20 protein-coding genes and 1 tRNA gene are annotated in these 19,295 nt (G+C 61.9%); 13 read left to right on the top strand and 8 right to left on the bottom strand.

Going from position 1 to position 19,295, the window contains the following annotated elements; all coding sequences use genetic code 11:
* Nucleotides 1-21 precede the first annotated feature (21 nt).
* Complete coding sequence (gene pgsA, locus Q8R81_RS12450; RefSeq protein ID WP_305618281.1) at nucleotides 22-615, top strand: CDP-diacylglycerol--glycerol-3-phosphate 3-phosphatidyltransferase; 594 nt, start codon at nucleotides 22-24, stop codon at nucleotides 613-615.
* 6 nt (nucleotides 616-621) lie between these two features.
* Here the strand turns inward: pgsA and Q8R81_RS12455 are convergent, their stop codons facing one another.
* The 4 genes from Q8R81_RS12455 to rnd are packed head-to-tail and all read right to left on the bottom strand — an operon-like array spanning nucleotide 622 to nucleotide 3,348.
* Nucleotides 622-918 (bottom strand): CcdB family protein, encoded by a 297-nt coding sequence (locus tag Q8R81_RS12455; protein ID WP_305618283.1) that lies wholly within the window; start codon nucleotides 916-918, stop codon nucleotides 622-624.
* Between the two features lie 12 nt (nucleotides 919-930).
* Complete coding sequence (locus Q8R81_RS12460) at nucleotides 931-1,182, bottom strand: type II toxin-antitoxin system CcdA family antitoxin (RefSeq protein ID WP_305618284.1); 252 nt, start codon at nucleotides 1,180-1,182, stop codon at nucleotides 931-933.
* 32 nt (nucleotides 1,183-1,214) lie between these two features.
* Nucleotides 1,215-2,111: a hydrogen peroxide-inducible genes activator gene (locus Q8R81_RS12465; protein ID WP_305618286.1), complete on the bottom strand. Its 897-nt coding sequence runs from the start codon at nucleotides 2,109-2,111 to the stop codon at nucleotides 1,215-1,217.
* Between the two features lie 7 nt (nucleotides 2,112-2,118).
* A complete protein-coding gene (gene rnd, locus Q8R81_RS12470) occupies nucleotides 2,119-3,348 on the bottom strand; it encodes a ribonuclease D (protein WP_305618288.1) in 1,230 nt (409 codons plus the stop codon).
* 167 nt (nucleotides 3,349-3,515) lie between these two features.
* Here rnd and aspS point away from each other — a divergent pair, with 167 nt between their 5' ends.
* The 8 genes from aspS to Q8R81_RS12510 all read left to right on the top strand — a co-directional run bounded on the left by aspS (nucleotide 3,516) and on the right by Q8R81_RS12510 (nucleotide 11,183).
* On the top strand, nucleotides 3,516-5,297 hold the full coding sequence (gene aspS, locus Q8R81_RS12475; RefSeq protein ID WP_305618289.1) for an aspartate--tRNA ligase: 1,782 nt from the start codon (nucleotides 3,516-3,518) through the stop codon (nucleotides 5,295-5,297).
* A gap of 117 nt (nucleotides 5,298-5,414) precedes the next feature.
* Nucleotides 5,415-5,651, top strand: a complete 237-nt coding sequence (locus Q8R81_RS12480) for an acyl carrier protein (RefSeq protein WP_292624576.1) — start codon at nucleotides 5,415-5,417, stop codon at nucleotides 5,649-5,651.
* A gap of 167 nt (nucleotides 5,652-5,818) precedes the next feature.
* Nucleotides 5,819-7,081 carry a beta-ketoacyl-ACP synthase II gene (gene fabF / locus Q8R81_RS12485; RefSeq protein WP_305618291.1) on the top strand — a complete coding sequence of 421 codons (1,263 nt, stop codon included), beginning with the start codon at nucleotides 5,819-5,821 and terminating at the stop codon, nucleotides 7,079-7,081.
* A gap of 11 nt (nucleotides 7,082-7,092) precedes the next feature.
* Complete coding sequence (gene mltG / locus Q8R81_RS12490; protein WP_305618293.1) at nucleotides 7,093-8,070, top strand: endolytic transglycosylase MltG; 978 nt, start codon at nucleotides 7,093-7,095, stop codon at nucleotides 8,068-8,070.
* 258 nt (nucleotides 8,071-8,328) lie between these two features.
* Nucleotides 8,329-8,862 carry a 2'-5' RNA ligase family protein gene (locus tag Q8R81_RS12495; RefSeq protein ID WP_305618295.1) on the top strand — a complete coding sequence of 178 codons (534 nt, stop codon included), beginning with the start codon at nucleotides 8,329-8,331 and terminating at the stop codon, nucleotides 8,860-8,862.
* A gap of 31 nt (nucleotides 8,863-8,893) precedes the next feature.
* Nucleotides 8,894-10,174, top strand: coding sequence for an adenosylmethionine--8-amino-7-oxononanoate transaminase (locus Q8R81_RS12500; protein ID WP_305618296.1), 1,281 nt, complete (start codon nucleotides 8,894-8,896; stop codon nucleotides 10,172-10,174).
* Between the two features lie 78 nt (nucleotides 10,175-10,252).
* Nucleotides 10,253-10,328 (top strand) — tRNA-Thr (locus Q8R81_RS12505).
* Nucleotides 10,329-10,661: 333 nt separating this feature from the next.
* Nucleotides 10,662-11,183: a hypothetical protein gene (locus Q8R81_RS12510; RefSeq protein WP_305618299.1), complete on the top strand. Its 522-nt coding sequence runs from the start codon at nucleotides 10,662-10,664 to the stop codon at nucleotides 11,181-11,183.
* Between the two features lie 7 nt (nucleotides 11,184-11,190).
* Here the strand turns inward: Q8R81_RS12510 and Q8R81_RS12515 are convergent, their stop codons facing one another.
* Genes Q8R81_RS12515 through Q8R81_RS12525 form a run of 3 tightly spaced genes read right to left on the bottom strand, consistent with a single transcriptional unit; the run spans nucleotide 11,191 to nucleotide 15,377 of the window.
* The gene (locus Q8R81_RS12515) at nucleotides 11,191-13,365 is read right to left on the bottom strand and encodes a CHASE2 domain-containing protein (RefSeq protein WP_305618301.1); all 2,175 of its coding nucleotides are present in this window, start codon (nucleotides 13,363-13,365) and stop codon (nucleotides 11,191-11,193) included.
* A 3-nt stretch (nucleotides 13,366-13,368) separates the two neighbouring features.
* On the bottom strand, nucleotides 13,369-14,739 hold the full coding sequence (locus Q8R81_RS12520; RefSeq protein ID WP_305618303.1) for a FecR domain-containing protein: 1,371 nt from the start codon (nucleotides 14,737-14,739) through the stop codon (nucleotides 13,369-13,371).
* Nucleotides 14,739-15,377, bottom strand: coding sequence for a response regulator transcription factor (locus Q8R81_RS12525; RefSeq protein ID WP_305618402.1), 639 nt, complete (start codon nucleotides 15,375-15,377; stop codon nucleotides 14,739-14,741). Before Q8R81_RS12525 ends, Q8R81_RS12520 begins: the two co-directional genes overlap by 1 nt.
* Here Q8R81_RS12525 and Q8R81_RS12530 point away from each other — a divergent pair.
* From Q8R81_RS12530 to Q8R81_RS12545, 4 genes are all read left to right on the top strand, one after another.
* A complete protein-coding gene (locus Q8R81_RS12530) occupies nucleotides 15,358-15,744 on the top strand; it encodes a hypothetical protein (protein ID WP_305618408.1) in 387 nt (128 codons plus the stop codon). The two genes, Q8R81_RS12525 and Q8R81_RS12530, sit on opposite strands and share 20 nt — an antisense overlap.
* Nucleotides 15,745-15,938: 194 nt before the next feature.
* The gene (locus tag Q8R81_RS12535; RefSeq protein ID WP_305618305.1) at nucleotides 15,939-16,349 is read left to right on the top strand and encodes a winged helix DNA-binding protein; all 411 of its coding nucleotides are present in this window, start codon (nucleotides 15,939-15,941) and stop codon (nucleotides 16,347-16,349) included.
* A gap of 152 nt (nucleotides 16,350-16,501) precedes the next feature.
* Nucleotides 16,502-16,801, top strand: coding sequence for a hypothetical protein (locus Q8R81_RS12540; RefSeq protein WP_305618307.1), 300 nt, complete (start codon nucleotides 16,502-16,504; stop codon nucleotides 16,799-16,801).
* Between the two features lie 26 nt (nucleotides 16,802-16,827).
* Nucleotides 16,828-18,348, top strand: coding sequence for a methyl-accepting chemotaxis protein (locus Q8R81_RS12545; protein ID WP_305618308.1), 1,521 nt, complete (start codon nucleotides 16,828-16,830; stop codon nucleotides 18,346-18,348).
* A gap of 10 nt (nucleotides 18,349-18,358) precedes the next feature.
* Here the strand turns inward: Q8R81_RS12545 and Q8R81_RS12550 are convergent, their stop codons facing one another.
* Complete coding sequence (locus tag Q8R81_RS12550; RefSeq protein ID WP_305618310.1) at nucleotides 18,359-19,288, bottom strand: YncE family protein; 930 nt, start codon at nucleotides 19,286-19,288, stop codon at nucleotides 18,359-18,361.
* Nucleotides 19,289-19,295 lie beyond the last annotated feature (7 nt).

Genomic DNA, 19,295 nt, shown 5'->3' on the forward strand with positions numbered 1-19,295 from the left:
TGCGCGCTATGCCCGATTCCGATGCTGACGCTGCCCAACCTGCTCACCCTGTCGCGGATCGTGACTGTCCCCTTGCTCGCATTGCTGCTGTGGTGGCCGGAATGGCGGCTGGGCTATGGCCTTGCTTTCGGCGTTTACTGCCTGATGGGCATAACCGATTATTTTGACGGCTACCTTGCCCGGGCGCAGGGCGCGGTGAGTAAGCTGGGCATTTTCCTCGATCCGATTGCCGACAAAATCATGGTTGTGGCGGTGATTCTGGTGCTGACTGCGCAAGGCATTCTGCGTGGGCCATACGTCGGTGATATGCACGTGATTGCCGGGCTGGTGATCCTGCTGCGCGAAATTGCGGTTTCGGGCTTGCGGGAATTTCTGGGCAGTTTGCGCGTTTCAGTGCCGGTCAGCCGGTTGGCAAAGTGGAAGACGACCTTCCAGATGATCTCGCTGGGCGCGCTGATTCTGGGGCAGGCGTTGCCCGGATGGCAGATGCCGGTGGGCGGGATTACCGTGAATGTGCCGCATACCGTGGGCCTGACGACGCTGTGGGCGGCGGCGGTGCTGACGGTGATTACGGGGTGGGATTACCTGCGGGTAGGTTTGAAGCACATGGATTGAGGGGGGTCAGAACCCTGCAATCAGCATGTCGAGTGCCAGTGAGACGCGGTCTTGTTCGGCAAGGAGCGAGCAAACCCTATCGCCAATTTCGCGCACTGGCACTGTGCCCGCGAACTGCGTAACCATCACGTAGCGGTCACCTTCGATGCCAAAGATCGGATTGAGCCGGGCAGCAGGCTTTGGCGCATCCCTCTCTGGGCATAGCGGCACTACGAAGCGGGTTTGCAGGTGTTCAAGCAAATCAGCCTGACAATCCAGCAGCAGTGTTCCTTCATGCGTTCTGAAAACGTCAAACTTTGCCATCTTCTGACTGAATCAGAACTGGCGGTAGCGTGCGAGAGGCAGGCCGTTGCGTTCAACCCATTCGTTGGAACTGGCGATAGCTTCGGCGTTTTCAATCTGCCACTGGCGCGCGTGCGCCTTCGCGATTTCCGCCGAAAGGCCGGTTTCGCAGGCACGTGATACATTGATACCAAGCCGCTTTGCTTCTTCTACCATGCCGGCCTGAAGCGAGACGTTGGTCGCTTTGCGCTGCGCTTCTGCGAAATCGTGGTTGTGGCGGGTCATATGCGCATATTTCTGCGCATGCGGTGGTATTGTCAACCCGCCCGCAGCTCGCCCGCCAGCATCCTGAATTCCTCGGCGCGCGGGCTGTTGCGGCGCCAGACCAGCGCGATGTCGCGCCAGGCGTGGTCGGCGGTCAGGGGGCGGACGACGATGTTGGTATCGTGCAGGATGCCCGCATCAATGGCCATTTGCGGGAGCATCGTGAGGCCGAGGCCATTGTCTACCATCTGCACCAGCGTGTGCAAGGACGTGCCGATCATCGTGGCGCTGGCGCGCATTTCGGGGCGGTTGCAGGCGGCCAGCGCGTGCTCTTTGAGGCAGTGACCATCTTCGAGCAGGAGCAGGCGTGTTTCATCGATCATGCTGGCGGTGATCGTGGATGGCGGATCGCGCGGATCGTCTTTCGGGAAAGCGACGAGCAGTTCGTCCTTGAACAGGATCTCGGCCTCGACCTCGCCCGTGGCATAGGGAAGGGCGAGCAGCACGCAATCGGCGCGACCGTGGTGCAGCGATTCGATGGCGGCAGCGCTCGGTTCCTCGCGCAGGAACAGCTTCAGTTGCGGGCGCTCCTTGCGCAGGCGCGGCAGGATGCGCGGGAGGAGGAATGGGGCGATGGTGGGGATCACGCTCATACGCAATTCGCCCGCCAGCGGTGCGCCGTGGCTTTGCACGAGTTCCGAAAGCTCCTCGGCCTCGCGCAGCAAACGGTGCGCCTTGGCCACGACCTGATTGCCGAGCGGGGTGAAGCGGACGACGCGGCGGGTACGTTCCACCAGCACCACGCCGAGCAGCGATTCAAGTTCGCGCAGGCCTGCTGAGAGGGTGGACTGCGAAACGAAGCAGGATTCGGCGGCGCGGCCGAAATGCCCGTGTTCGTGCAGCGCGACGAGATATTGCAACTGCTTGAGCGTGGGCAGGTAGGTGCTCATTGCGCCGTCATTCGTCCACGTGGACTACGACTTCGACGACTTCGTCCCCCGCAACGTCCTTGTCGGCGATGTTGTCGATATGCGCCATTTTCAGCTTGCCGTTGACCACGGCGAAGGCAAGCTTGCCCTCGACCAGTTCGAGCGCGTCGCGGCCAAACTGTTCGAACCGCCAGCCTTCAAGGATGGCGAGATTCTTGCGCTGTCCGGCGGCGAGGAGTTCCAGATCGTCGGTCCGGGCGAGCAGGCGGGCGGCAATGTCGATCTCGCGGCTGCGGATCTTGAGCAACAGCTTGAGCAGATCGGCGACCAGCGCGCCTTCCTTGCCCAGCGGGGCGCCGCGCGGCGTCTTCGGCGGCATTTCCGCGTCGGTCATGGGCTTGGCATCGTCGAGCGTCTGCATCAGGCGGCGGCCGATGTCGTTTTCCTTCCATCCGGCAGAGAGGCCGCGCACTTTGGCAAGGTCTGCCTGATCGCGCGGGGGGTGGCTGGCGATGTCGGCCAGCGTTTCATCGCGCATGATGCGACCGCGCGGGATGTTCTTGTCCATCGCCTCACGCTCGCGCCATGCGGCCAGCGCCTTGAGGCGGCCGAGGACGGCGGTGTTGCGGCTGGGGGCGCGGATGCGCTGCCATGCGGTTTCCAGATCGACGCGATAGTGTTCCGGATCGGCCAGCTTCTCCATTTCGATGTCCAGCCATGCGCCGCGCCCGGTTTTGATCAGGCGCTTGAGCAGCTTGGGGAATATCTTGGAGAGGTGGGTGACGTCGCCGATGGCATATTCGATCTGGCGTTCGGTCAGGGGGCGGCGCGACCAGTCGGTAAAGCGTGCGCCCTTGTCGATCGTCAGGCCGAGCCATGATTCGACGAGGTTGGAATAGCCGATTTGTTCGGACTGGCTGACTGCCATCATCGCAATCTGTGTGTCGAAGATCGGGTGCGGGGTCTTGCCGGTGAGGTTGTAGATGATTTCCACGTCCTGCCCGCCCGCGTGGAAGACTTTCAGCACGTCTTCATTATCGCACATCAGATCGAGCAGCGGCTTCAGGTCGATGCCCGGAGCCAGCGGATCGATCGCGGCGGCTTCCTTGTCATCGGCGATCTGGACGAGGCATAGTTCCGGCCAGAACGTGTTCTCGCGCATGAATTCGGTATCGACGGTGATGAAATCGGCTTTGGCCAGACGCTCGCACAGTTCGGTGAGAGCTTCTGTCGTGGTGATGAGGGGATGTATCTTCATCGGTCTTTTCTATATGGCGCGCGTATCAAGGCGGCCCGGTGGTGCCCCCTGCCGGGGGCGTCGCCTTGGCCCATATAAGGGCCGTGGCTTGACAAATCCGCGGCCATCGCCTGTTAGCCGCGCTAGTTTTCCCCTGCCCGATTGCAGACCGATTGGAAAGAGTTTCGATGCACCTTTATCGTTCCCATACCTGTGGCGCTCTGACGCGCGACGATGTCGGGCAGACCGTCCGCCTTTCGGGCTGGGTACATCGCAAGCGCGATCACGGCGGTGTGCTGTTCGTCGATCTGCGCGATCACTATGGCATGACGCAGATCGTGGCTGATGTTGACAGCCCGGCGCTGGCGATCCTTGAAGCCTTGCGCGTGGAATCGGTGGTTACCATCGATGGCACCGTAAAGGCGCGGTCCGAAGGGACGGTCAACGCCAACCTGCCCACGGGCGCTATTGAAGTCTATGCGCGGGGCGCAACGGTGCTTTCGGCGGCGGAAGAGCTGCCGATGCCGGTGGCGGGTGAGCAGGAATATCCTGAGGATATCCGCCTGCGCTATCGCTTCCTCGATCTGCGGCGCGAGACGCTGCACGCGAACATCGTGACGCGCACCAAGGTCATTTCCGACATGCGCCGCCGCATGGAAGGGGCTGGCTTTACGGAGTATTCGACGCCGATCCTCACGGCATCTTCGCCCGAAGGCGCGCGCGACTTTCTGGTGCCGAGCCGCATTCATCCGGGCAAGTTCTATGCGCTGCCGCAGGCACCGCAGCAGTACAAGCAGCTGCTGATGGTGGCGGGCTTCGACCGCTATTTCCAGATTGCGCCGTGCTTCCGCGACGAAGACCCGCGCGCCGACCGTCTGCCGGGCGAGTTCTACCAGCTCGATCTGGAAATGAGCTTCGTCACGCAGGAAGAAGTGTGGGAGACGATGGAGCCGGTGATCGGCGGGGTGTTCGAAGCCTTTGCCAATGGTCGCAAGGTTACACCGACGGGCAGCTTCCCGCGCATTCCCTATGCGGAATCGATGCTGAAGTACGGGTCGGACAAGCCCGATCTGCGCAACCCGATCATCATTTCCGATGTTTCGGAGGAGTTCACGCAATCGGGCTTTGGCCTGTTCGAAAAGATCGTCGGCACCGGCGGCGTCGTTCGCCTGATCCCGGCACCGGGCACGGCGGAAAAGAGCCGCAAGTTCTTCGACGAGATGAACGACTGGGCGCGCGCCGAGGGCCATGCAGGGCTTGGCTATGTGACGCGCAAGGGCGGCGAGTTTGGCGGGCCGATTGCCAAGAACCACGGGGCCGACAAGATGGCCGTGTTGTTCGACAAGCTGGGCCTTGGGCCGGACGATGGCTGCTTCTTTGCGGCGGGCAAGGCGGAGCAGGCTGCGAAGCTGGCAGGGGCAGCCCGCACCCGCGTGGCCGATCAGCTTGGCTTGATCGACAAAGACAGCTTCGAACTGTGCTGGATCGTCGATTTCCCGTTCTACGAGTGGGACGAGGAAAACAAGAAGGTCGAATTCAGCCACAACCCGTTCTCGATGCCGCAGGGCGGGATGGACGCGCTGTGCAATCAGGACCCGCTGACGATCAATGCCTTCCAGTACGATCTGGTGTGCAACGGCTTTGAAATTGCGAGCGGATCGATCCGCAACCAGTCGCCCGAGACGATGGTCAAGGCGTTCGAGATTGTGGGTCTTTCAAAGGAAGACGTGGAAGAGCGCTTCGGCGGCCTTTACCGCGCATTCCAGTATGGCGCGCCGCCGCATGGCGGCATGGCAGCAGGCGTTGACCGCGTGGTCATGTTGATCTGCGGCGCACAGAACCTGCGCGAGATCACGCTGTTCCCGATGAACCAGCGCGCCGAAGATCTGCTGATGGGCGCACCTTCACCGGCGGCTTTGAAGCAGTTGCGTGAACTGAACGTCCGGGTGGTTGAACAGACCAAGAGTTGAGCTGGAACGGGCGCGTGTTGGGGTGATCCACAGTCCACCCCTTGCCAGCGCCCCTTGCGTTCATTAGGGCGAAATCCGAAACCAGAATTCCAACGCTTTCCTTCGAAGGGGCATTCCATGAGCGATACCGCCGAGCGCGTTAAGAAGATTGTTGTCGAGCACCTCGGCGTCGAGGCCGACAAGGTCACCGAAGAGGCGAGCTTCATCGATGATCTGGGTGCTGACTCACTCGACATCGTCGAACTGGTGATGGCGTTTGAAGAAGAATTCGGCGTCGAGATCCCTGACGATGCGGCCGAGAAGATCTCGACCGTGCAGGACGCGATCAAGTACATCGACGAAAACAAGGGCTGATCGCCCAAATTCCCCCCTTGCCCTGAGCTTGCAGAGTCTGACCGGGGCGGCTGGCTTGCCAGCCATCCGGTTGGGGCTGCCATCCGCTCAGGACGGCAGGGTGGACTTAGGCAGGCTCAGCCCTCTTCGAGGGGCTGGGCCTGTTTGCTTATTTCCCGGAGAATTCAATGCGTCGTGTCGTCGTAACCGGACTTGGCCTCGTCACCCCACTGGGCGCGGACGTGGAAACCGTTTGGAAGAACCTGCTCGCTGGAAAAAGCGGCGCGGGACCAATCACCAGGTTCGATACCAGCGACCACAAGTGCAAGATCGCCTGCGAGGTGAAGCCGGCCGATCATGAATTCGGCTTCGACCCGGGCAAGCGGGTGGATCACAAGATTCAGCGCCAGGTCGATCCGTTCATCGTGTTCGGGATTGATGCTGCAGGTCAGGCCATCGAAGACGCCGGGCTTGTCGATATGGACGACGATCTGAAGACGCGTACCGGCTGCTCGATTGGCTCAGGTATCGGCGGGTTGCCGGGGATCGAAAGCGAATCGATTGTTCTGAAGGAAAAGGGGCCAAGCCGCGTTTCCCCGCACTTCGTCCATGGCCGCCTGATCAACCTGATCTCCGGGCAGGTATCGATCAAATACGGGCTGATGGGGCCGAACCACGCAGTCGTCACCGCATGCTCCACCGGCGCGCACTCGATCGGCGATGCCGCGCGTATGATCAAGGACGGCGATGCCGACGTGATGCTGGCGGGCGGCGCGGAAAGCACGATCAACCCGCTGGGCGTTGCAGGCTTTGCACAGGCCCGCGCCCTGAACTGCAGCTATAACGACCGTCCGACCGAAGCGAGCCGGCCTTACGATAAGGATCGTGACGGCTTTGTGATGGGCGAAGGCGCGGGCGTGGTGGTGCTTGAGGAATACGAGCATGCCAAGGCACGCGGCGCGAAAATCTATGCCGAGGTGGTCGGCTATGGCCTGTCGGGCGACGCCTATCACGTGACCGCGCCGCACCCCGAAGGCAAGGGCGCGGAACTGGCCATGCGCATGGCGCTGAAGAAGGCCGGGATGACCGCAGGCGACATCGACTATGTCAACGCCCACGGCACTTCCACGATGGCCGATACGATTGAACTGGCAGCGGTGAAGCGTGTGCTGGGCGATGATCTTTCGGGCGCATCGATGAGCAGCACCAAATCAGCCATCGGTCACTTGCTGGGTGGCGCAGGCGCAGTGGAAGCAATCTTCTGCATCTTGGCCATTCGTGACCAGATCGTGCCGCCAACGCTGAACCTGCATAATCCCGATGAAGGCACCGAGGGAGTGGACCTCGTGCCGCACGTCGCCAAGCGCCGTAAGGTGCGCGCGGCGCTGAACAACTCTTTCGGGTTTGGTGGAACCAATGCCAGCGTCATTGTAAAAGCGCTGGAAGACTAAGGACGAAATCAATGGCTCGCCGTCGTCGTTCGAAGCTGCCGCTGGTTGCGGTGGTTCTATTGGTGGTGGGCGCATTGGGCTGGCTGGCGGGCGGCTGGGTTTCTACCGGGCCGCTTGAGAGCCAGATCGAATTTGACGTTGGCGCAGGCGCTGGTCTGAGTGTGCTTTCCGACGATCTTGAGACGCAAGGCGCGATCCGGTCAGCCACGCTGTTCAAATTGCGCGCGTCGTTGCTGGGTGGGGGGACCGAAGTCCGCAAGGGTTCTTTCCTGATCCCCAAGGGCGCAAGCGAAGCGACGATCCTTGAAATCCTCAAGGGCGACAAGGTGATCCGCCGCCTGATCACCATTCCCGAAGGCATGCCATCGATCATGGTGGCCGAACGGTTGATGGCCAACAAGGATCTTACCGGGCCGGTGTCTACGCCCGGCGAAGGCACCGTTCTGCCCGACAGCTATGATTGGCAGAAGGGCGAGCCGCGCGCTGCCGTGCTAAAGAGGATGCAGGCGGCGATGGACAAGACGCTGGCGGAATTGTGGGCCAAGCGCTCCCCCCGCACGGTGGCCAAGACCCCGCAAGAAGCGCTGATTCTTGCGTCCATCGTGGAAAAGGAAACCGGCAAGCCCGAGGAGCGCCGCATGGTGGCTGGCCTGTACTCCAACCGGGTGCGTCAGGGCATGCTGTTGCAAGCCGATCCGACGATCATTTATCCGATCACCAAGGGCAAACCACTGGGGCGGCGCATCCGTCAGTCTGAAATTCAGGCGGTGAACGGATACAACACCTATACAATGGTAGGCCTGCCCAACGGGCCGATTACCAACCCGGGCCGCGCTTCAATCGCAGCCGTGCTTGATCCTGCCGAAACGGAAGCACTTTTCATGGTGGCGGACGGCACGGGAGGGCATGTTTTTGCCGACACCTTGGAACAGCATAATGCCAATGTTGCTAAGTGGTTCGCCCTGCGCAAGGCGCGTGGCGAGTTGTGAGCAAGTGCGGAAATCATGTCCGGAATGGTTAGGAAGTTCTTCCATTCTTAATGGTTCTTGCCTAAGGTTTTTTACGGAGGCACTAGGATAGAGCTTGCTCTTCCCAGAATCCGGGGAACATTGCGGCTGTACCGATCCGCCTATGCAAATAGGCATTTTCGGTTTTGCCGAATGTTCCCACCTCCTCCCTTTCGGGCAACCCCTTTGGAACTGCCCATTTGCGTCTGACAGTCCTGCAAAATTATGCCAAGCAACGGCATGTTTTCCGCTGAAGATCGCGCACCCCTGATCGTGACGGCGACGCTGCCCGGTGACGTGCAGACGTGGGCAAACCATCTGCGCGAGTCGCACTTCCCGCCCGAACGCAATTACCTTTCCGCGCATGTCACGCTGTTCCACGCGCTGCCATCAAGCGTTCTGGCGGAGGCAAAGGCGCTGCTTGCCAGGCTTGCGGGCGAGACCGCTCCCGTCCCGGCGCGGATTGATGCGGTGATGGACTTGGGGCGTGGCACGGCCTTCCGTATCCATTGCCCTGCCATGCTTGACCTCCGTGCAGAGATTGCAGAGCACTTCCACGGCATGCTGACCGCGCAGGACCAAGGCAAGCCACGGCTCCATGTAACCGTGCAGAACAAGGTGCTGAGGGCTGCGTCCATTGCGCTGCAACAACAGCTGGCGGCAGAATTCACGCCCCGCGATTTCGCTTTTGCAGGCTTTGCGCTGTATCATTATCGTGGCGGGCCGTGGGAGGATGCAGGCCGCTGGGCGTTCCGGGGCAAGCGAAAGGCTTGATCGCGGGCGCAAGGCAGGACAGGGCAGGGGGATGAACAAGCTTCCCGATTGGTACACGTCCGGGCGCAACCACGTCTGGCTGCCCTATACCCAGATGAAGACGGTGCGGCCGCCGCTGCCGGTGGTCGCGGCGCAAGGAACGCGCCTTACGCTGGCTGACGGGCGTGAACTGGTCGACGGGATTTCCAGCTGGTGGGCCTGCGTCCACGGTTATCGCCATCCCCATATCGAGGCCGCCGTGCAGCGGCAGTTGCAGACGTTGCCGCATGTCATGCTGGGTGGTCTGGCGCACGAACAGGCCTATGTTCTGGCGAAGCGGCTGGCGGCGTTGCTGCCGGGCGATCTGAACCACGTGTTCTTCAGCGATTCGGGCTCCGTCGCGGTTGAAGTGGCAATGAAGATGGCGGCGCAGTTCTGGCTGAACCAAGGGCAGCGCCGCGTGAAGTTCCTGTGCTTTCGCGGCGGCTACCACGGCGACACCTTCGCCACGATGAGCGTGTGCGACCCGGATGAGGGCATGCACAGCCTGTTCAAGGGCGCGTTGCTGGAACAGGTCGTGGTCGATCTGCCGCGCGATGCAGCCGGCGAAGCGGCACTGGGCGAGGTGATCGCGCGGCATCGCGGTGAACTGGCGGGCATCGTGGTTGAACCGCTGGTGCAGGGCGCAGGTGGCATGGTGTTCCATGACAGCTTCACATTGCAGGCGCTGCGGCGACTGGCTGATGAGCACGATCTGCTGCTGATCTTCGACGAGATATTCGTAGGGCTTGGGCGGCTGGGCGACGCCATGTTCGCCTGTCAGATTGCCGGCGTGCAGCCGGATATCGTCACGCTGTCCAAGGCATTGACCGGGGGCACATTGCCGCTGGCGGCCACCATTGCGAGCACGCGTATACACGATGGGTTTTTGTCGGATGACCCCATGCACGCGCTGATGCACGGGCCGACCTACATGGGCAACGCCTTGGGCTGCGCAGCCGCCAATGCCTCGCTTGACCTGTTCGAGCAGGAGCCAAGGCTGGAGCAGGCGCGCGGCATCGGGGCGCAACTGGAGCATATGCTGGCACCGTTGCGTGGGCTGGCAGGCGTGAAGGACGTGCGCGTGCGCGGCGCGATTGGCGTGGTGCAGCTTGACCGGCCAGCCCCTGCAGACCAGCTCTCTGCTGCCTGCATAGAGCGCGGCGTATGGCTGCGCCCGTTTCGCGACATCCTCTACACCACCCCGCCCCTGACCATTGGCGAGGATGATTTGGCACAAGTCGGCGCGGCCATGATTTCAGCGATCCGCAACTGGAGCGAGAGCGTTGCATGATGACTGTGCAATTCAACGCGGAAAACCCTTGCCTAGCCCGCAACCGATGGCTAAACGCCGCCCCTGCCCACAGGGCATGCCGCTTTAGCTCAGTCGGTAGAGCACATCATTCGTAATGATGGGGTCAGGTGTTCGAATCACCTAAGCGGCACCATTTTCCCCTTATGTTTACAAAGATCGCACGCGGGCGACCCGGGGTGTTTGGCAATCTTCCGAGCCATTTGCGCTGGCGTTGTCAGCGTCGGTTGCATGAAGTGCAATGGCATCCGCGCCGTTCGCACTTGCAGCACTTTTGATTGAGGTGGATAGAGAACGCGCCTTTCAGGCATCCTCTCCCAAACTTTTCAAAGGGTCGGCGCAAGCTGGCCCTTTTTTTTGGCCGGGTGTCGGGGTGGTCTTGATCAGCTGGATCGACGGGGCGTTTGCTTGGGACGAAGAGGCGGGCTAGAGAGCCATCCATATGCAAATCGCAACGGGAAACGCGCCGATGATCCGGGCAAGAGTGCTTGCACTGCTGGTGCTCACGACGTCTGCAATCGCCGGATGCGCCGGTCCGATCGAGACGCACGCGGGCATGGACGGCCTTGGGCTTTCCGGCCAATCGACGCTTGCGGTGGTGCCCGCGTCGGGGGCAGGCAGCGCTGCCGATGACGCAATCTCTGCGGTGATCAAGGCGCTGGAACGGCGCGGCATGACCGTGGCAGACGCTTCTGCGGCGCGGCTTACGGTTGCCATTGCGGAGCGGCCCGCTGCTCTGGGGATTCTGACCGAGGACGGAAAGGTGCTGTCCGGTTCAAAACGTCAGCGTCTGCTGCAGAGCTGTGAAGACCGGACTCACAGGATGCTGCTGGTGCTGGAGACTGTCGGAGCGCCGCCGGTGCGTGCGTGGGCAGAAGAGGACCATTGCAAGGGCGAACTTTCCGCAAGCGTGATGCCTCTGGCCGAGCGTGCCGTGGCCGCGCTTGCCGATCGGCGCATGGGGTTGACCTTGCGTTCAGGCCGCGATTGATCGCATTTCAATTCGGTTCAGGCTCGTCTTCCAGCAGCGCAAGCGGCAATTCCACGCAGAATTGCGCGCCGTAGCCTTCGTGGTGTCTGTAGGTGACGCGGCCACCGTGACGCAGGGCGATGGTCTGGACGAAGGCGAGGCCGAGGCCGAGGCTGCCGGTTTCATCGGCGGCGCGGCCTTGCGCATATAGGGCGAAGGGGTTGGCGATGCGGCCCGGCGGCATTTCCGGACCTGGTCCCGCCACCGTCAGGATCGCGCGACTGCCTGCAGCCTCTACCCCAAAGCACACAGTCGCTGCATCCGGGGCAAACTTTACCGCATTTTCAAGCAGGTTCAGCGCGGCGCGCAAGATCATGCTGCGATCACCCATGACCCAGATTTCGCCGTCCAGACACTCGTCGCGCACAACGACCTGCCTCGGGCGGGCCCGCGGCCAGACCATGTCAGCCGCTTCGCGCGCCACGTCGCACAAGTCGACAGGTTCGGGTTCCATCGGTCGCCGCCTCGCGCGGGACAATTGCACGAAATCGTCCGCCAGCTTCAAGGCATGGCGCGCGTGACGGCGGATCGCCTCAAGTGTGGCGGCGGGCGGCGCGCCGGTCTTTCCACCAAGCTGCTCCGTCTCAAGCAAAGTTACGATTGCGGCATTGGGTGAGCGAATATCGTGCGAAAGGAATTGCAGAATATCGTCCCGCTCTTCGGCAATGCGCTGCAGATCTGTCACATCAGCATAGCTGAAAATTTTGTAATCGCCCGAAAAATCGGCGGTTTCCGGCAGGAAGAAGCGACCTTGCACATCGCGCAGGAGGCTGTGGTCATTCTCTCGCACTGGTAAAAGGCCCGCGGCTACATCGGCGATCGGCCGCCCCGTCAGGCCATCGCCAAAAAGCGTTACGGCAGCCCGGTTGCCAAGGACGATCCGACCTTCGCGGTCGACCACGCAGATTGCCGCAGGCAGCCATTCAACCGCTTCGCTGACAAAGCTGCGCAAGCGACGCAACTGTTCGATCAAGTCGGCAAGCCGGTTGGCATCGCGCGAAACGATGTCGCCACCACGCCGGGACGCAGGCGTTGCCAAGGCCAGTCCTGGCTCCTTCTCCAGCGCTGCGGTGCGGACAACAACAAACCGCGCGATGACGTTGAGGCGTCGCCACCCCCACAGGATGTGCGCAGCCATCAGTCCTGCGACGGCACCGGCTGGCGGCAACCAGATGGCGGAAAACAGCAGCAGGCCCAAGCTGATTGCCACTACGCCGACGGCCAGCCCCACGGCCAGCCAGAAGCTGGATGAGGGGGAGAGCCGCAGAAACGCGGCCATCAACACAATCAGCGGGAGCAGCGCCAATGCCGCGCGCTGTTGTCGCGGCAGCGCGCGGATGGCGGCCCCCTGCAGTTGGGTATTCAGCAGGTTGGCTTCGATTTCCACGCCCGAAAGCAGGCCTCCTGCCATGCGCGGAACGGGTTGCTGGTTGGCAAGGCCGGGTGCGGTTGCACCGACCAGCAGCAGCTTGCCGCGCACCAGTGCAGGCGGCACTTCTCCGGCAGCGAGGCTGGCGAAGGAAATGCGGCGGAAGGCACCGCGCGGGGCGTAGTTGATCAGCGTATCCGCGCTTTGGTGGGGCTGGGGCGAAGGTGCGAGCAGGGAATAGAGCGGTGGCAGAGCATCATTGCCGCTGGCAGGGAGAGGTGGGACTTTGCGGATGACGCCGTCATCATCCGGTAGCAGTTCGACCGACCCAAACCCTGCAGCGGTCGCTTCCAGCACTGGTGGCGGTAGCTGCTGTGCAATCGTCCGGCCCATCCCATCCTGTTCGATCAGGGCGGGCAGGTAGACTGGCGCGGCCCGGGTCATCGCCTCGGACAATTCCGAATCCTGCGGGGATTCGTCTAAAAACAGGACGCTGTAAGCAATCGCTTCTGGCCGGTATTGCGAGACCGCATCCAGCATCCGGGCGTGTTCGCTGCGCGGCCAAGGCCAACGTCCCAACGCTTGCAGGCTCGGCTCGTCAATTTCGACAATCAGAATGCGATCATCAACCGGCGGTGCGACCAGTCGCAATGCCTGATCGTAGATCGGGTTGTCCACCATCGACAGCCGCTGGTTGGCGGTGGCCAGCCAAGCCAGCGCGCCAGCAAGAAGCGCGACGAGCAGCCACTCGCCATAGAGCCGCCGTAGCAACACCTGTCAGTCCGGTGCTGCTACGGTGAGCTTTTCGAACGGCAGCCAGTTTTCTACAACCTCGTCGCCATTCTCCTGACGTACGCCTACACGCCAACGGTAGATGCCCGGCGGAAGAGCGCGCAGACGGATGCCACCGGTTTGCAGGCCCGCTTCGTTGACAAGCCACGGTGCGGAATTGCCTGTGGAATCTGGCACTGTGCCCAGTTGGAAGCTGTACGTGCGCCGGCCTTCGCCTTCACCACCCCACGAGAAGCGCATGGAATCGGCATCGCTTTGCGCCGTTGCCGTGACCCCTGCGAGCACCCGGCGCATTGCGAAGGTCTGCGGCATGCCTTCAAGGCCGGACGGGGCGAGCGCGCTTACGCGAACGAAATGGCTGCCGTTGGGGATGCCGGCAAAAGCGAAGGTCGGGTTGTCGTTCTGCTGCTCTGCCAGCACTTTGATGAACCCTGCATCTTCGGCGATTTGCAGCCGATAGCCGCGCGCGCCAGAGAGTGGCGCGATGGCCAGTTGCACCGTCGGATCGGTCTGCACGCGGCCCGGCTGGACCAGATCGGGAGCGGAGAGCAAGTGCTCTGTCGCCAGATCGCCGGTGGGAGAGACCACTGCGCCAATCCCTTCGGTAAGGCTGGTTTCCGCACCGACTGCAGCGCTGCTTGCCGCTACGGTGCCTTCAAGCACTTCGGCCAGCGAGGTGTCGTCGTCATAGCCGACACGGAAGCGGGTGCCGCGCACCGCAGCCAACGCGCGCGGGGTGCGTATGCGGAAGCGGTTGTTGCGATCGGTGCCAAGTGGGCTTGCGGACGTTTCCACTTTGCCGCCATCGACCGCCAGATCATAGTCGATGCTACCGGTCAGCGTAATGCGGTGTAGCCTTGCGATCCGCAGCCGCGTGCGCGTGGGCATTGAGGTGCGCGATCCGTTGGGCAGTTCCATCGTGACGAAGCCGTCCGCGCCGGTCTCTATTGATGCTCCCGGTGCCAGTTCGCTGCCAACGCGCGGGACACTCCGCTGCCCGCCCTGCTGCACCGCCACATCGCCGCGCACCGCCACGATCCGCGCAGCAAGCGGTTCGGCGCGCAACAGATCAACCGGGATGCGCAGGACCGTGCCGACCGGAATCCGTCGCGGATCGGAGATGCGGTTCATTCGCTGCACCACCCGGTAGCTCTCGGGCCGGGCCAGCGAACGCTGTGCGAGGGTAAACAGGCTTTCGCCCTTGCGCAGGCCATATTCGATCACGTTCAGGGGGAGGGGGTTGACGATGGTCTTGACCCGCGCGGATTTGGCAAGCGCCTGATCCAGGCTGCACAGCAAGAGGCCCAGCGGAAGGATTTGGCTGATCGCCGACCGTGCAATTGCAGAACGGTTCATCAACAGGACTCCAGACGATAGCCATAGTTGAACACTGTTTGCAGCCGGAAGCCGTTGTCCGAACGCAGTTGCAGCTTTGTGCGGATTCGCGAGACATGCATGTCCAGCGTGCGCGTGGTCAGGTCTGCCACCGATTTCCACACTGCCTCCATCAGGTATCCGCGTGAAAGCGGTTTGTGCTGGTTTGCGAAGAACAGATAAGCCAATGCAAACTCCTTGCCGGTAAGTACGACCGGCGTGCCATCCAGAGTGACTGTTTCGCCCACGCGATCAAACTCGTATGCGCCGAACCGCTCAAACCGCTCCGCCATCACCCGTGGTTGCACGCGCCGCAGTACGGCGTGGACCCGCGCGGTGATGACGATGGCGGACTCCGGCTTCACGATATAGTCGTCCGCGCCGGCATGGAGTGCGGCTGCAACGTCGTCCTTGTCCGACCGGCTGGTCAGCATGATGACCTGAGGGCAAGGTTCGATCCTTGCCTGCACCCAGTTGAGAATTTCCATGCCGGACATATCAGGCATGTTCCAGTCCAGAATGAGCAGGTCGAACGTTTCACGCGCAAGGGCGGTGATCAGATCCCGGCCGCGCCTGAACGATACGCTGCGGAAGCCTTCCGTGTCGAACAATCGCGACACGAACTGGAGCATAGTGTCGTCATCATCAACGATTCCGATTTTCATGCTCTGCCCTGATCAGAATTCCAGATGCCGCCATACCCGCAGCGACCCCGCTGGTAACGGCAAAGTCACGCAGTTTACATCTCTTTACAAACAAACTGCCGGTTTGTCGGTTACGTATCCGGCAACGGGGCCGGTGGAGCAGGCGATTGAGACAGATAGCTGGCAGTCATTTCGCATGGTCGGCGTGTTTGGCCCGTTCATGTTTGCAGGGTTCATCTTTGCAGCTTGCAGGCGCGTCATCGTGCTGAGGCTGCTGGCGGCTCCCGGCTTGTCGCTTTTGCTCTGGGTTCTGATCAGCGCGACCGTGCTGGTCCTGACCTGACGCTTGAATACCGATTAAGGATACGAGGTGTCGCGCATGGCCGCCAGCACTTTGGATATCCGACAAGCCGCTGCCATCCGGGGTAGAGCAGCGGTTTTCGAAAAGCCCTCGGGTCGCACCGTGTTCGGACCGCATGTGCTGGGCACATGCGGTCCGGCTTTTCGTTGCTCCATCAACTTGCAGGGTTCGTTCAGATGCCAAGTGTTCATGTTCTGCAGCCACGCTGTGAGGAGCGCGATTCCGCGATGAACCTCTACAAGATCGCAAAGGGTTACCGCCGTCACTTGCAGGAGTGCGAGGATATCGTCCCCGGATTGCAACCAGCGGGCGCAGGCTGGATCATGCTGGCCGAACTCTACATCGCCTCGCTCGAAAGCCGCGAGATGTCGGTCTCTGGCGTGTGTGTCTCGGCGGGCGTCCCTTCAACCACGGGCCTGCGCTATCTCGACATGCTGACCGGCGTTGGCATGGTGGTGCGCATGCCTGATGAGAATGATCGTCGCCGCTCATGGATTCGGCTGACCGATGCCGGAGTGAGGGCTGTCGAACTGGTTCTGACCGGCTTCGCAAAGGCCATCGACGATACGCGGGCTAACCTGCGATAGAAAATCCGCCAGGCAGGTGTCCGCCCGCATCTGGCTCTAGGTAAAGTCACGGATCGGCGGCATTCTTCATCTTGAGGAAGAAGCGTTATTCCCGTCAACGGTCCCCCCACCTGTTGACCGGAGTATATCGTCAGCATGCCGATAAATGATACATGACGCGCGTAACGGGCGTTTGTGTGCAGACGGCCCTGCTTTGCAGCGTTCTGCTGTCAGCGATCTTCTGGCCTCGCACCGGGGAGCCGGTCTTGCTGGTGCCGCTCGGCGGCGCAGGCCTATCTTCTCTCGGTGTGCTTGCTGACGAAGGTCTTGCCGTTGTTGGCACGGGCCGTTCGCCGCGCAGCCTCATCGTCTACCACGCGAAGCCTTTCCCCATCCTCGCAGTCCTGCAGAACGGCTTCCTGCCCCTTGCCGCACCGCCAGGGTTGTGTGGAGACACCGGCGCGCGCGGCTGACACTCGTTCTGGACGGAACAATTTCAATGGAAGACCTCATCAAGTTCAGGCAGCAAGGTCTGTCGCTCGTCCTGGCAGTGGCATGGGCATGCACTGCTGTGATCGCTCTTGGCACGATCCTGTCCCACGGGAGTTTGACGCCGCTGGTGCTGGCGCTGGCAATCACCGTCTATCCGACGCTGGCTTTCATGCGCAAGGCATCGGATGATGCATCGCGTATTGTCATTGGTGCCACCATGCCATTGTACTGCGCGATATTCCTGCTGCAGTGGTCTGGCCACGCCTGGCAGATCGATCTTCACATGACGTTCTTTGCCATGATCGCCATTCTCGCAATCCTTGCTGACTGGAGACCTGTTCTTGCCGGGTCTGCCGTGACGGCGGTTCACCACCTCGTCCTGAATTACGCTGCCCCCGCGCTTGTCTTCACAGGTGAGCCTGATCTGGGCAGGGTCATCCTTCACGCCGTGATCGTAGTGGCCGAAACCGCAGTGCTGGTGACGCTGACGATCCGGCTGGAGGTTCTCATCGTGGCGCAAGCCCAAGCGGAAAGAGCGAGAATCGACCTTGAAGCCACGGCACTGGCTGAACGCACCGCGCGTGAGCGTGAGCAGAAGGGCGTGGTCGACAAAGTGGAAGCCGGGCTGAAGGCCTTGGCGTCTGGTGACCTCGATTGCCCGATACACCACCCGTTCCCGCCCGTGTTTGAACCCCTGCGGACCGATTTCAACACGACCGTGGCAACCTTGCGCGGGCTTGTGTCCAGTGTGGCGCAGTCTTCACACCAGATCGAATCCAGCGTGGGCGAGATCCATTACGCGGCCGATGATCTGGCCCGCCGCACCGAGATTGACGCCGCCACGATCGAGCAAGCTGCCCACACCATTACCCGGATGACCGCATCGGCGACCAGCGCCGCTACTCGCGCGTCCGAAGTGCAAAGCGCGCTGGATGAATCCCAGCAACGCGCGGTGCGGGGCCGTGAAATCGTGAACCGTGCAATGACCAGCGTGCAGAAGATCGAACAATCCGCCAACGAGATCGGCCATATCGTCACGCTGATCGATGGCATCGCCTTTCAGACCAACCTGCTGGCTCTGAACGCCGGGGTGGAGGCCGCTCGTGCCGGGGAGGCGGGCAAGGGCTTTGCCGTTGTGGCAACCGAAGTGCGCGCGCTGGCGCAGCGCACAACAGACGCCGCACGCAGCATCAAGTCGCTTATCGATACCTCGAACGTGCAAGTCACCGAGGGTGTGGAATACGTGACGCAGGCTGGCACCGTGCTGCAGGATGTCATGGCCGAAGTGAGCGAGATCGGGGCACTGGTCTCGGAAATTGCCGAGGCGACGCGGTCTACTGCGCAAGTCCTGTCGGGCGTGCAGGGCACGTTCGTTGCCATCGACAAATCGACGCAACAGAACGCGGCGATGGTTGAGGAAAGCAACGCCGCGCTGCGCTCACTGGCACAGGAAGCCACGGCGCTGATGGGCACGCTGAGCCAGTTCTCGCTAAGGGACGACAGGCCACCGCTACGCGCGGTGGCCTGATCGCCGGAATTCAGGGCTTTGCAGAAGCGGCCAGCAGGCTCTTCATCGGCCAGAATGACAATGTGTGAACGTCATGCGCGCTGGTCCACACACCCTTTGGCGTATAGCGCAGCGCGCCGCTGCCCGCCGCCTTGCCATAGCGGCCCGTGACAGTCATCGAAAGCGGATCGATTTCGGCAAAAGTCTGATCGTCGGTGGTGCGCAACCACACTTTGCCGCCGCCGGTATCGATATCCCCCCATTTCAGGTTCGCGCCCACTTTCACGCGGCCCAATACCTGCCCGGTGGCGGGGTCGGCGCGGACCAGCGTGCCATCGCCCTGTTCCTGCACCCAAACGCCGCCTTCGCCTGCTGCAAGGAATCCCGGCATCGTGCCGAGCGGCGCGCGGGCGACAACGGTGTTGGTCTTGGGATCGATCTTCTGCAGTGTCTGCTTCGTCGCGCTCACCGCCCACACCGCGTCATAGCCGTAGGTGACGTACCAGGTGTCCTCATCAACCGGGATGTTGGCCACGACGCTGTTGGTCTTGGGATCAACGCGTGCCACCATCCCTTCGGGCTTGCTCGCGATCCAGACCGAGCCTGCGCCCGTCGCCACGATCAACTCGCCCTGCTTCTGGTTGGCGATGCCGGTGGGGATCGTGGCGATGATCTTCGCGTCTTCCAGATCGATCCGCACCAGCGTGCGTTCGGCGCAATCGGCCATCCACAACGATCCGAACTCGATGGCCATTGCTCCGCAAGGCTTCGCCACCGCCACTTCGGCGACTTTGCCCGTGCGTGACCACTTCTCCACCTTGCCGCGATTGGTGGCCCAAACGGAATCGCCATCCACGGCAAGGAAATCGGCGAAACCTGGCACGGTTTGCGCCTGCTCTACCTGCGCGTTGGCAGCAGAGGCGGTTAGCGCAGCAGCGAGAGCAAACGTCTTGCGGAGCATGGGAAGG

This window comes from Novosphingobium sp. (assembly GCF_030696665.1).
Classification (GTDB): Bacteria; Pseudomonadota; Alphaproteobacteria; order Sphingomonadales; family Sphingomonadaceae; genus Novosphingobium.

Bases quoted from the DNA above. Each gene is read 5' to 3' on its own strand.
- pgsA (WP_305618281.1), top strand. From the start codon at position 22: ATGCTGACGCTGCCCAACCTGCTCACCCTGTCGCGGATCGTGACTGTC.
- Q8R81_RS12455 (WP_305618283.1), bottom strand. From the start codon at position 918: ATGGCAAAGTTTGACGTTTTCAGAACGCATGAAGGAACACTGCTGCTG.
- Q8R81_RS12460 (WP_305618284.1), bottom strand. From the start codon at position 1,182: ATGACCCGCCACAACCACGATTTCGCAGAAGCGCAGCGCAAAGCGACC.
- Q8R81_RS12465 (WP_305618286.1), bottom strand. From the start codon at position 2,111: ATGAGCACCTACCTGCCCACGCTCAAGCAGTTGCAATATCTCGTCGCG.
- rnd (WP_305618288.1), bottom strand. From the start codon at position 3,348: ATGAAGATACATCCCCTCATCACCACGACAGAAGCTCTCACCGAACTG.
- aspS (WP_305618289.1), top strand. From the start codon at position 3,516: ATGCACCTTTATCGTTCCCATACCTGTGGCGCTCTGACGCGCGACGAT.
- Q8R81_RS12480 (WP_292624576.1), top strand. From the start codon at position 5,415: ATGAGCGATACCGCCGAGCGCGTTAAGAAGATTGTTGTCGAGCACCTC.
- fabF (WP_305618291.1), top strand. From the start codon at position 5,819: ATGCGTCGTGTCGTCGTAACCGGACTTGGCCTCGTCACCCCACTGGGC.
- mltG (WP_305618293.1), top strand. From the start codon at position 7,093: ATGGCTCGCCGTCGTCGTTCGAAGCTGCCGCTGGTTGCGGTGGTTCTA.
- Q8R81_RS12495 (WP_305618295.1), top strand. From the start codon at position 8,329: ATGTTTTCCGCTGAAGATCGCGCACCCCTGATCGTGACGGCGACGCTG.
- Q8R81_RS12500 (WP_305618296.1), top strand. From the start codon at position 8,894: ATGAACAAGCTTCCCGATTGGTACACGTCCGGGCGCAACCACGTCTGG.
- Q8R81_RS12510 (WP_305618299.1), top strand. From the start codon at position 10,662: ATGATCCGGGCAAGAGTGCTTGCACTGCTGGTGCTCACGACGTCTGCA.
- Q8R81_RS12520 (WP_305618303.1), bottom strand. From the start codon at position 14,739: ATGAACCGTTCTGCAATTGCACGGTCGGCGATCAGCCAAATCCTTCCG.
- Q8R81_RS12535 (WP_305618305.1), top strand. From the start codon at position 15,939: ATGCCAAGTGTTCATGTTCTGCAGCCACGCTGTGAGGAGCGCGATTCC.
- Q8R81_RS12540 (WP_305618307.1), top strand. From the start codon at position 16,502: ATGACGCGCGTAACGGGCGTTTGTGTGCAGACGGCCCTGCTTTGCAGC.
- Q8R81_RS12545 (WP_305618308.1), top strand. From the start codon at position 16,828: ATGGAAGACCTCATCAAGTTCAGGCAGCAAGGTCTGTCGCTCGTCCTG.
- Q8R81_RS12550 (WP_305618310.1), bottom strand. From the start codon at position 19,288: ATGCTCCGCAAGACGTTTGCTCTCGCTGCTGCGCTAACCGCCTCTGCT.